The organism is Pseudomonas sp. So3.2b (genome assembly GCF_019464415.1).
GTDB lineage: Bacteria > Pseudomonadota > Gammaproteobacteria > Pseudomonadales > Pseudomonadaceae > Aquipseudomonas > Aquipseudomonas shahriarae.
In genome coordinates this window covers 679,385-691,320 of the sequence record NZ_CP080494.1, presented here as the reverse complement: position 1 = coordinate 691,320, position 11,936 = coordinate 679,385, and the positions used below count along the sequence as shown (strand labels likewise).

Annotated in this window: 8 protein-coding genes and 1 pseudogene; all 9 read right to left on the bottom strand. The window is 61.5% G+C overall.

Going from position 1 to position 11,936, the window contains the following annotated elements:
- Positions 1-18 precede the first annotated feature (18 nt).
- On the bottom strand, positions 19-4,464 hold the full coding sequence (gene gltB / locus K1X80_RS03035) for a glutamate synthase large subunit (RefSeq protein ID WP_120731332.1): 4,446 nt from the start codon (positions 4,462-4,464) through the stop codon (positions 19-21).
- Between the two features lie 350 nt (positions 4,465-4,814).
- A complete protein-coding gene (locus tag K1X80_RS03030) occupies positions 4,815-6,389 on the bottom strand; it encodes an SPOR domain-containing protein (RefSeq protein ID WP_120731330.1) in 1,575 nt (524 codons plus the stop codon).
- 10 nt (positions 6,390-6,399) lie between these two features.
- Positions 6,400-7,500 (bottom strand): 3-dehydroquinate synthase, encoded by a 1,101-nt coding sequence (gene aroB / locus K1X80_RS03025; RefSeq protein WP_057958082.1) that lies wholly within the window; start codon positions 7,498-7,500, stop codon positions 6,400-6,402.
- Positions 7,501-7,647: 147 nt separating this feature from the next.
- Entirely contained in the window at positions 7,648-8,166 is a 519-nt protein-coding gene (gene aroK, locus K1X80_RS03020) for a shikimate kinase AroK (RefSeq protein WP_057437234.1), read from the bottom strand.
- A gap of 4 nt (positions 8,167-8,170) precedes the next feature.
- Positions 8,171-9,502 (bottom strand): type IV pilus secretin PilQ, encoded by a 1,332-nt coding sequence (locus K1X80_RS03015; RefSeq protein ID WP_220172948.1) that lies wholly within the window; start codon positions 9,500-9,502, stop codon positions 8,171-8,173.
- A gap of 69 nt (positions 9,503-9,571) precedes the next feature.
- Positions 9,572-9,955: pseudogene (locus K1X80_RS03010) on the bottom strand (pilus assembly protein PilP); the annotation flags it as partial.
- Positions 9,956-10,083: 128 nt separating this feature from the next.
- Entirely contained in the window at positions 10,084-10,704 is a 621-nt protein-coding gene (locus K1X80_RS03005; RefSeq protein ID WP_057958080.1) for a type 4a pilus biogenesis protein PilO, read from the bottom strand.
- The gene (locus K1X80_RS03000) at positions 10,701-11,252 is read right to left on the bottom strand and encodes a PilN domain-containing protein (protein WP_057958079.1); all 552 of its coding nucleotides are present in this window, start codon (positions 11,250-11,252) and stop codon (positions 10,701-10,703) included. Before K1X80_RS03000 ends, K1X80_RS03005 begins: the two co-directional genes overlap by 4 nt.
- The gene (gene pilM / locus K1X80_RS02995; protein WP_057958078.1) at positions 11,252-11,905 is read right to left on the bottom strand and encodes a type IV pilus biogenesis protein PilM; all 654 of its coding nucleotides are present in this window, start codon (positions 11,903-11,905) and stop codon (positions 11,252-11,254) included. Before pilM ends, K1X80_RS03000 begins: the two co-directional genes overlap by 1 nt.
- Between the last annotated feature and the right edge of the window lie 31 nt (positions 11,906-11,936).

Sequence of the window (11,936 nt, the reverse complement as noted above, 5' to 3'; positions counted from 1 at the left end):
AAACTCTTCAGGCGCATATCACTGCGGGTTGGCACGGATGCTGGAAAGCAACGATTTCAGGTTGGCAGCCTTGGGCTTGACCAGCCAGAAACGACGCAGGTAATCATCGAGGTTCTCGGCGAGGTTACGACCCCATTCGCTGCCGGTTTCCTCGACGTACTCGTCCAGCACGTGCTGCAAGTGGTTCCGGTAGGACTCCATGGCCTCGCCGCTGATCCGCTGGATCTCGACCAACTCGTGGTTGACCTTGTCGACGAAGGTGTTGTCCTGGTCCAGCACGTAGGCGAAACCGCCAGTCATGCCCGAACCGAAGTTGTAACCGGTCTTGCCCAAGACGCAGACGAAACCACCGGTCATGTACTCGCAGCAGTGATCGCCAGTGCCTTCGACCACGGTGTGGGCACCGGAGTTACGCACGGCGAAACGCTCGCCGGCCGTACCGGCAGCGAACAGCTTGCCACCGGTAGCGCCGTACAAGCAGGTGTTGCCGATGATGGCACTGTCCTGGGTCTTGTAGATGCTACCCGCTGGCGGAACGATCACCAGCTTGCCGCCGGTCATGCCCTTGCCCACGTAGTCGTTGGCGTCGCCTTGGAGGTACATGTGCAGGCCGCCGGCGTTCCACACGCCAAAGCTCTGGCCCGCAGTGCCCTTGAAGCGGAAAGTGATCGGCGCCTTGGCCATGCCCTGGTTGCCGTGTTTGCGGGCGATTTCGCCGGAGATCCGCGCGCCGATGGAACGGTCGCAGTTGCAGATATCCAGGGCGAACTCGCCACCGCTGGCGTCATTGATCGAGGAGCCGGCCATGTCGACCATTTTCTCGGCCAACAGGCCTTTGTCGAACGGCGGGTTGCGATCCACCTGGCAGAATTGTGGCTTGTCTGCCGGGATGTGATCGCTGCCCAACAGCGGCGTCAGGTCCAGGTGCTGTTGCTTGGCGGTCTGGCCTTCGAGGATGTCCAGCAGATCGGTACGCCCGATCAGCTCTTCCAGGGAGCGCACGCCGAGCTTGGCCAGCCATTCACGGGTTTCTTCGGCGACGTAGGTGAAGAAGTTCACCACCATGTCGACGGTGCCGATGTAGTGATCCTTGCGCAGCTTCTCGTTCTGCGTGGCCACGCCGGTCGCGCAGTTGTTCAGGTGGCAGATGCGCAGGTATTTGCAGCCCAGGGCGATCATCGGTGCGGTACCGAAGCCGAAGCTTTCAGCGCCGAGGATCGCGGCCTTGATCACGTCGAGGCCGGTTTTCAGGCCGCCGTCGGTCTGCACCCGGACCTTGCCGCGCAGGTCGTTGCCGCGCAGGGTCTGGTGAGTCTCGGCCAGGCCCAGCTCCCACGGTGCGCCGGCGTACTTGATCGAGGTCAGCGGCGAAGCGCCGGTGCCGCCGTCATAGCCGGAGATGGTGATCAGGTCGGCATAGGCCTTGGCCACGCCAGCGGCGATGGTGCCGACGCCGGCTTCCGCGACCAGTTTCACCGAGACCAGGGCCTGCGGGTTGACTTGCTTGAGGTCGAAAATCAGCTGCGACAAGTCTTCAATCGAGTAGATGTCGTGGTGCGGCGGCGGCGAAATCAGGGTCACGCCCGGCACTGCATAACGCAGCTTGGCGATCAGACCGTTGACCTTGCCGCCTGGCAGCTGGCCGCCCTCACCGGGCTTGGCGCCCTGGGCGACTTTGATCTGCAGCACTTCGGCGTTGACCAGGTATTCCGGGGTTACGCCGAAACGGCCAGTGGCGACCTGCTTGATTTTCGAACTCTTGATGGTGCCGTAGCGCGCCGGGTCTTCGCCACCTTCGCCGGAGTTGGAACGCGCACCCAGGCGGTTCATGGCTTCGGCCAGGGCTTCGTGGGCCTCGGGAGACAAGGCGCCCAGGGAGATACCGGCAGAGTCGAAACGCTTGAGGATCGACTCCAGTGGTTCGATTTCGCTGATAGCCAACGGCGTGTCCAGGGTTTTCACCTGGAACAGGTCGCGGATCATCGACACCGGGCGGTTATCCACCAGCGCGGTGTATTCCTTGAACTTGGCGTAGTCGCCCTGCTGCACAGCGGCTTGCAGGGTGCTGACCACGTCCGGGTTGTAGGCGTGGTATTCGCCACCGTGCACGAACTTGAGCAGGCCACCTTGCTGGATCGGCTTGCGCGCGCTCCAGGCCTCCAAGGCCAGGGCTTTCTGTTCGGCTTCGATATCGACGAAACGCGCGCCCTTGATGCGGCTTGGCACGCCACGGAAACTCAGTTCGCAGACTTCTTCCGACAGGCCGATGGCCTCGAACAACTGCGCGCCACGGTAAGAGGTGACGGTGGAGATGCCCATCTTCGACAGGATCTTCAGCAAGCCCTTGGTGATGCCTTTACGGTAGTTCTTGAATACCTCGTAGAGGTCACCCAACACTTCACCGGTACGGATCAGGTCGCCCAGCACTTCGTACGCGAGGAACGGGTAAACGGCCGAGGCGCCAAAGCCGATCAGCACCGCAAAGTGGTGCGGGTCGCGGGCGGTGGCGGTTTCGACGAGGATGTTGGAGTCGCAACGCAGGCCTTTTTCGGTCAGGCGATGGTGCACCGCGCCGGTAGCCAGGGAAGCGTGGATCGGCAGCTTGCCTGGGGCGATATGGCGGTCGGTCAGCACGATCTGGGTACGACCGGCGCGCACGGCTTCTTCAGCCTGATCGGCGACGTTGCGCACAGCGGCTTCCAGGCCGAGGCTCTCGTCGTAGTTCAGGTCGATGATCTGCCGGTCGAAGCCTGGACGCTCCAGGGTCATCAGCGAACGCCACTTGGCCGGGGAAATCACCGGCGAGCTGAGGATCACGCGCGAAGCGTGCTCTGGCGATTCCTGGAAGATATTGCGCTCGGCACCGAGGCACACTTCCAGGGACATGACGATGGCTTCACGCAGCGGGTCGATCGGCGGGTTGGTGACCTGGGCGAACTGCTGGCGGAAATAGTCATACGGCGTGCGCACGCGCTGGGACAGCACGGCCATCGGCGTATCGTCGCCCATGGAGCCGACCGCCTCGTAGCCTTGCTCGCCGAGTGGGCGCAGCACCTGGTCGCGCTCCTCGAACGTGACCTGGTACATCTTCATGTACTGCTTGAGCTGGTCGACGTCATAGAACGCCGAACCGTGGTCGTTGTCTTCCATGGTCGCCTGGATGCGCAGGGCGTTCTTGCGCAGCCATTGCTTGTACGGGTGACGCGACTTCAAGCGGTTGTCGATGGCATCGGTGTCGAGGATCTGCCCGGTTTCGGTGTCCACGGCAAGGATCTGACCAGGGCCGACGCGGCCTTTGGCAATCACGTCTTCAGGCTGGTAGTTCCACACGCCAACTTCCGAAGCCAGGGTGATGAAGCCGTTGGTGGTGGTCACCCAACGCGCCGGGCGCAGGCCGTTACGGTCGAGCAGACACACCGCGTAGCGACCATCGGTCATGACCACGCCGGCCGGGCCGTCCCACGGTTCCATGTGCATCGAGTTGTACTCATAGAACGCCCGCAGATCGGGGTCCATGGTCTCGACGTTCTGCCACGCAGGCGGAATGATCATGCGCACGCCACGGAACAAGTCGATGCCGCCGGTGACCATCAGTTCGAGCATGTTGTCCATGCTCGAGGAGTCGGAACCCACACGGTTGACCAGTGGGCCGAGCTCTTCGAGGTCCATCAGGTCGTTGGCGAACTTGGTGCGACGGGCCACGGCCCAGTTGCGGTTGCCGGTGATCGTGTTGATCTCGCCGTTGTGGGCGAGGAAGCGGAATGGCTGGGCCAGCGGCCATTTCGGCAGGGTATTGGTGGAGAAGCGCTGGTGGAACACGCAGATCGCGGTTTGCAGGCGCTCATCACTCAGGTCCGGATAGAAGGCGGTCAAGTCCGCCGGCATCATCAGGCCTTTATAAATGATGGTCTTGTGGGAAAAGCTGCAGATGTAGTGATCGGTGTCCAGGGCGTTGGCCACGGACGAACGGCGACGCGAGGTGAACAGCTTGATCGCCATGTCCTGGTCGCTCAGGCCGTCGCCTGCGATAAACACTTGTTCGATCTGCGGCAGGCGCTCATGGGCCAGGCGGCCGAGCACGCTGGTGTCGATCGGCACTTTGCGCCAGCCAACGAGTTGCAGGCCGGCGGCGAGGATCTCGCGGTTCATGTTCTCGCGAGCGGCCTCGGCTTTGACCGGGTCCTGGTTGAAGAACACCATGCCCACCGCGTATTGCTTGGGCAAATCGGCGCCGAAGGTTTCCTTGGCGACAGCGCGCAGGAACAGGTCGGGCTTTTGAATCAGCAAGCCACAACCGTCACCGGTTTTGCCGTCGGCGTTGATCCCACCGCGGTGGGTCATGCAGGTCAGGGCCTCGATAGCCGTTTGCAGAAGGGTATGACTGGGTTCGCCCTGCATATGGGCTATCAGGCCGAAACCACAGTTATCCTTGAATTCGTCGGGTTGGTACAGACCTGCTTTCATAGACACTTTCTCACCAGGCTGCCTCTTATTTCGAGGCAAATTTCTTTTCAATTCAACCGGTTACCTTCCACGCCGAACGTACGCCGGCTTAGCGGGGGCAAAAGGGAGGTCATTGTACACACCGACACAGACGCCCACAAATTTGGCGACGAACTGTCGCAAATCTATGTCGCATTTATGAAAGGTTTAAAGCGATATGCTGTGCTAGTCAAAACTTTTTTAATTCTGACTGCTACTACTCAAAAGCCACTGTGGCGCAGACACCACAAAGCGCGCGGCCTTCAGGGCTGCACGCTGTTGTAGTTTTTTTGAGGTGCTGGGAGGGCGACCTGGGTAAGGTCGCCGGTTCTTCAGCGAGTTGTTGCGAGTTCTTGTTGAACGCTGGCAACAGTGCGAGGCCAAGGTTTACCAGCCTGGACCTTCGCTGGCAAGGCTTTGATAGCGGAATCGGCAGCCGCACGGCTCGGGAAACTGCCGTAGGTGATCACGTAGAGAGGCTTGCCGTTGAGCACTTTCTTGAAGTAACGGTACTCGCCGCCGTGCTCTTTGACGAACGCCTGGGCGTTGCCTTCGGAGCTGGTGCCGAGGATCTGCACCACATAGTTCTTGGCCGGTTGGCTGCCGTACCAGCCGCTGCCGGCAGCAGCCTTGGCCACGGTCACCGGTTTTTCAGCAGGCTTGGCGGCTGGCGCGGGCTTGGCCACCGGGGCTGGCGTCGGCTTGACCACTGGCGCCGGGGCTGGCTTGGCGGTGGCAACCTGGGTCGGCGCAGGCGTTGGCTTGGCCGCCGGCACAGGTGCCGGGCTGGCTGTTTCACCAGGTGGCGGAGCTACGGTGGTAACGGTCGGCGGCGTGGCGCTGGAGCCTTCTACCGGCACACCGTCGTCGCCTTCGGAGATGGCGCCGGCCTCTTCTGCCAACGGGCCACGCATGACCGGCTGGCCAACCATCGGCAGGTTGGTAGGCTGGCCGGAACCGGCAAACTCAACGGCAGGTGCGCCATTGGTGGTGGGCTTGCCCAGTGGCAGTTGTGCCTGCTCGGTAGGCGCGCCTGGTGCGGTCGGTGCCTTGCTGCGGCCAGGAATCAACCAGGCGGCGGCTACGGCAACCACGACAACGGCAGAAATCGCCAGTACGTGTTTCTTCGGCATGGTGAACCCCATCTTTGGACGCTTAACCGCAGAGCGGCTGGCAATCATGGCTTCGATCATTGCATCGCGGGCAACCTGGTTGATGGTGCCAGGCCAGCCGTCGGAGCTTTCGTGAATATCAGAGATCTGCTGGGCAGAGAAAAGTTCGATGCCCTGGCCGGCACCTTCAAGGCGCTGGGCCAGGTACTCGCGGGTTTCTTCTTCTTCGTAGGGCTGCAATTCGATGACGTGAAACAGCTCTTGCTCGCCACTGAGCTGCTCCAGATCGGCAATCAGCGACGCCTCACCGAACAGGAAGACATGGGGACGACCTTCCGGCGTACCCGCCGCCAGGGCCAGCAACGCTTCCAGGGCGGACTCGTCGAGCTGCTCGGCATCGTCCACCAGCAGGTAGACTTCCTGGCCGGTCAGGCCCAACTGCACCACTTGCTTGAGAATTGCGGCGGGCTCGGCATTGGCCACGTCCAGCGCCTGGGCAACCTGGCGCAACACGCCTGCCGCATCGCCGGCACCACGGGCGGAAACCACCACGCTCTGCACCGATTGCTTGTTAGTGCTGGCCACCAGGGCCTGACGCAGCAAAGTCTTGCCGCTGCCCAGAGGGCCAGTGACCACCAGCAGCAACTGGCTGTAGCGCGCCAGGTGATGCAACTGCCCCAGCACCGGCTTGCGCTGCGCAGGGAAAAACTTGAAACCGGGAACCCGTGGCGCAAAAGGGTCGTGGCTCAACTGGTAATGGCCGAGGAAAGCCTCGTCGGCATGCAAACTAGTCATCGGGATCTGGTTAACCTTTCAGCTGGGCCAGGGCGCGGTAATCCGCTCCCAGCGTGGCCTGTAGAATCTCTTTCGGATAATCGTCGGTCACTACCGCTTCGCCCATTCGGCGCAACAGCACCAGACGCAAACGACCATCGATCACTTTTTTGTCTATCGCCATATGTTCAAGGAAATCAGCCTCGGTCATCTCCTCAGGGGGGATGACCGGCAACCCGGCGCGCTGGAACAGGCGGATACCGCGATCACGCTCTTGGACACTGATCCAGCCCAGGCGTTGCGACATCTCCAACGCCATCACTGTGCCAGCCGCTACGGCCTCTCCATGCAACCAGACACCATAGCCCATGTGAGTTTCAATCGCATGGCCGAAGGTGTGGCCCAGGTTCAAGGTGGCACGCACACCAGACTCACGTTCGTCGGCATTGACCACCAGCGCCTTGGCCGCGCAGGAGCGGGAGATAGCTTCGGTCAGCGCCACCTGATCCAGGTTGCGCAAGGCATCGACGTGCTCTTCAAGCCAGGTCAGGAACGGCTCGTCGCAGATCAACCCGTACTTGATGACTTCCGCCAGGCCCGCCGACAGCTCGCGGGGCGGCAAGGTGTTGAGGGTAGCGGTGTCGATCAACACAGCATTGGGCTGGTAGAACGCGCCAACCATGTTTTTGCCCAGGGGATGGTTGATCCCGGTCTTGCCGCCCACCGACGAATCGACCTGGGACAGCAGGGTGGTCGGCACCTGGATAAAGTCCACACCACGCTGGTAACAGGCCGCCGCAAAACCGGCCATGTCGCCGATCACGCCGCCACCAAGGGCCACTACCGTGGTCCGCCGGTCGTGGCGCGCGGTGAGCAGGCCGTCAAAAATCAGCTGCAGGGTTTCCCAGTTCTTGAAGGCTTCGCCGTCGGGAAGAATCACCGAGATCACCGAATACGCCGCAAGGCTGCGACTCAGGCGCTCAAGGTAGAGCGGCGCCACGGTCTCGTTGGAGATGATCGCCACTTGTCGCCCGGCAATGTGCGGCGCGAGCAACTCGGGCTGGTCCAACAAACCCTCGCCAATATGGATCGGGTAGCTACGCTCGCCAAGATCGACCTTAAGTGTCTGCATGTGTCCCCGCGCTGAAGATGGAAGCAGGCATCCTGCCCTGTATTAACGTTGTCGGCACCGTCGAGATCGGACGCTGCCTGATGGCTCTACGCCACACCTCGGACGGCTGTAACGCGCTGCCGAGGATAGCGCATTTCGGCCCTGGCTTTAACGGGGCGGCAGTTGCTGCAGGCGCTCGAGAATGTCGATTACGACCATGCGCGGTGGCCGTTCATCGGTTTCCACCACCAGATCGGCGATTTCCCGATAAAGCGGATCGCGCAGCGCCAGCAAGTCCCGCAGGGTTTTCTCGGGGTTGGCGGTGCGCAGTAATGGCCGGTTGCGGTCACGTGCGGTGCGCCCGACCTGCTGCTCGACCGACGCATGCAAATAGATCACCCGACCGCCAGCATGCAGCGCCCGCCGATTTTCCTCGCGCATCACGGCGCCGCCGCCGGTGGCCAATACCACGCCATCGCAGCCGCACAGCTCGGCAATCATTGCCTGCTCGCGATCACGAAAGCCCAGCTCGCCTTCCTTATCGAAGATCCACGGGATATTGGCGCCCGTGCGCAATTCAATTTCCTTATCGGAGTCTTTGAATGGCAGGCGCAGCTCTTTGGCCAGCAAACGGCCGATGGTGCTTTTTCCAGCCCCCATCGGCCCTACAAGAATCAAATTTCGCACAGAATCAACGACTCACAGCAATCGCCTGGTTATTCATAATACGCGGAGTCAGGAATACCAGCAGCTCGGATTTTCTTTGGGCAACCACATCACGCCGGAAAAGGCGGCCAAGATACGGCACATCGCCCAAAAATGGCACTTTATCTACCACCTTGCTTTGGTTTTTGGAGAAAACCCCACCGAGGACGATGGTCTCGCCGTCCCTGACCAGAACCTTGGCGTTGACCTCGTTCTTCTTGATCGGCGGCACATCGTTGAGTTTGTTCAGGTAGTCGGGCTCATCCTTGGTCACCCGAACCTCCATGATCACCTGGTCATCGGGGGTGATTTGCGGCGTCACCTCCAGGGACAGCGAGGCTTCCTTGAACGAGACCGAGGTCGCCCCCTCGGACGTGGCTTCCTGGTAAGGAATCTCGGTGCCCTTGAGAATCCGCGCAGTTTCCTTGTTGGAGGTGACCACCTTGGGCTGGGAGATCACTTCGCCATTGCCGCCTTTTTCCATGGCCGTGAGTTCCAGGTCCAGCAGCACGTTATCGGTGATAAAGGCGATGCCCAGGCCGGAGCTCGGGCTGACCACGCCCAGGTCAACGAACGGTGAGCTATCGGGCGACTCGCCCTCACCGGACGGTTTTTTATCGACCCCGCCCCCACTCCAATTACCTTTACTGCGCAGCAACCCGCCCCAGCGCACCCCCACGCTTTTGTCATAGTCGACATTGGCCTCGACTATCCGCGCCTCGATCATCACCTGGCGTACCGGCACATCCAACTGACTGACGATGCGCCGCAGCTCCTCCAGGCGCTCGCCCGTCTGGTGGGCGATGATGTTGTTGGTGCGGTCATCCACCGTCACCGAACCGCGCTCATCGGTCGCCCCCTCCAGCCCGGTCACCGACTGGAACAGCTTGGCCAGCTCAGACGCCTTGGCGTAATTGACTTGCAGCAGCTCCCGACGCAGTGGCGTCAGCTCGGTCATCAACTTGTGCGACTCCAGGGCCAGCAACTCCCGTGCGGCCAGTTCCTCGGCCGGGGCCACCAGCAGCACGTTGGCGGTCACCCGCCGGTCCAGGCCCTTGGCCTGCAACACCAGGTCCAGGGCCTGGTCCCACGGCACGTCCTTGAGGCGCAGGGTTATCGAGCCTTGCACATCATCACCGGCCACCAGGTTGAGCCCGGCCACATCGGCAATCTGCTGCAAGACGGCGCGCACCTCAATGTTCTGAAAGTTGAGGGACAGCCTGTTGCCGGTAAATGGGCCACGCGCTGTGTTCAAGGGCGAACTACCGGGAGGAGGCAATTGAATCAGGTCGATTCGCTTGGGCACAGCCTCAGTCATCGGTGCTGTGAACGCTATCCATAGCGCCACACCGAAGGACGAAATAATCCTTTTCATTTTTTGCTTCCGTTATGAGTTCACGTTCAATACCAAAGTGCGCGGACGCTCAAGCCAGGCGCCCTCACCATCGGGGAAAAGCTCGACCAGCTCCAACTGCCCCTCATGGATCGCCACGACGCGCCCATGATCAGTCCCCAGGTAATCCCCCACCGCCAGGCGATGAACACCCGCTGCGCCGCGTAGCAGGGCAAACGTCTGCGCGCCCAGCGACAGGGTGCCGACCATCTGGAACTGATCCACGGCAAACCCTTCGAGAAACTGCCGGGGGCGGTCGAGGTCCGGCGCAGGTCCAGGCTTGCCGGTAGGACGACTGGCGGGCTGGTCCGGCGGCTGGAAGGGGTCACGCAGGGGTGGCGAGCTGGAGACAAACCGTGATCCCGGTCTCGCCACGGGCACCTCATCCGCAAGAGGCTGCGCTTGCTGGCGAATCGTTTGCAACTCGTCATTCAGTGCCTGCAACTGCGGGTCACTGTCGCATCCAGCAAGCAATACCAGGCCCAGGCCCACAACCTTGAAACGGCTCATGGCAATGCTCCCTGCTCGCTGTACCTGTAGGTCTTGGCGAGCATCGTCAGGCTCAACAAGGCCCCACCCTCGGAATCCGCAGGGCGAATGACAAAGTCATGCAGGGTAACGATCTGCGGCAACCCGGCCACGCCACTGACGAAGGCCAGGAGGTCGTGATAGGTGCCTAGCAGCTTGAGCTGCATCGGCCGCTCGACGAACACCGGCTGCACGTGTTCATCCAGCACACTGAGCTGCTCCACCAGTACCCCGCTGAGCTGCCCCAGCCGAGTGAAGTCGTCCAGCAGACCGGGCATTTGCCTCAGCGTCGGCATTTGGCGCAACTGTTCAGTGAAGGCGGTGCGCAGGGTTTCAAGCTCGCGCACCACGCTGTCATGCTGCGCGGCTTGCCGGGCTTTGGCAGCAAACTGCTGGCGCAGGCTTATCTCTCCCACCTCGTGACGCTGCAAGACCTCGCGCGCGCTGCTCAGGTAGACAGCATTCCCGACCATCAGCACCAGCAAGGCAAGCACCGCGCCCACCACAATCCGGCCAGCCAAAGGCCAGTGGGCGGTGTTGCGGTACAGCGTGGAGAGTTGCGGGAGTGCCAGCCCTGACAGGCTGGACCCAAGGCTCACCGCAGCGTCTCCTGATGCTCCCCATGGTCCACCATCAACTGGAAGGCGCTACTCGCACCGCCCTCCTCGGCCCGTACATGGCGCAGATTAGGCGCACGCAGGGTATTGGAGGCTTCCAGGCTACGCATCAGCCGGGTGACATCATCGCTGGACACCGCCGTACCAGTGACCTCCACCGATGTGCCACTGACGCTGACCTCGCTCAGTTGAACCCCATCTGGCATGGCGCGGGCCAACTGGTCGAGCAACTCCTGGCCCGATGTGCGATGGCCCTGGAGGTCTTCGACCACCTTCATCCGCTCCATCAGTTGCTGACGCTGCTCACGCAGTTCGTCGATGGTCTTGATACGCGAATCCAATACCGTGACTTGCTTGCTCAAGTGGTTGTTACGAGCCACCTGCCGATCAATCGCGCGGTCGATGACCCGGTCGGCCAGCCAGACGGCGACCAAGGCAATAGTGGTAATTGCCAACAGGAAAATCAGGAAAAATTTGCGACGGCGCTCAGCGCGTTCTTCACGCCAGGGTAAAAGGTTGATTCTTGTCATCAATCGAAACTCCTGAGGGCCAAACCGCAGGCGACCCGCAATCCCTGGGCATCGGCAGCCCATTGTGCACTATTGATCCCACTCCCCGGCGCTATCCGGGCGACCACCTGATCGGTCATCCGCGCCAGGGCAAACGCCTCTACATCCACCACTCGAGCAACCAGGCCGGCCATGGCCAACACCGCTTCGCGCGCTTCTACCTGCTCCTTGAGGCATGCCACAAGCAGCACATCAACATAACCGGGTTCACGACTCGATGGGCCCTGGACCTGAAAATCAATTGCAACCTCATCCAACGGATAAGGAATGTACTGGTCAGCTTCGCAGCGCAGGCGCTGCTCCATCTCGCCTGCTTCAAGCCCCGCCTCCAGCGCAACCACCCGGCTGATCACCGAAGGGCCCGCCACGGCAACCGCCGCATGGGCGACCTGGGTCTGCGCCCGGAACAATGCCTTGGAAAGGGTCTGCGCGACAACCTCCAGATCAACGATATTACTGTCGACTACCGCATGCCCCGGTAAAGCCTGGCTCGCATACGCGTGCACTGCATATCCATCGCCGGCGCGGGCCAGCTCCAGAACCTTCACGCCGCTGTCCTGGATGTCCACCCCCAGCACGGTATCGGCTTTTTGCCTGAAAAATCCCTTTCTCATAAAACTCCCTAAAGCTTTGCCTGTCTCAGGG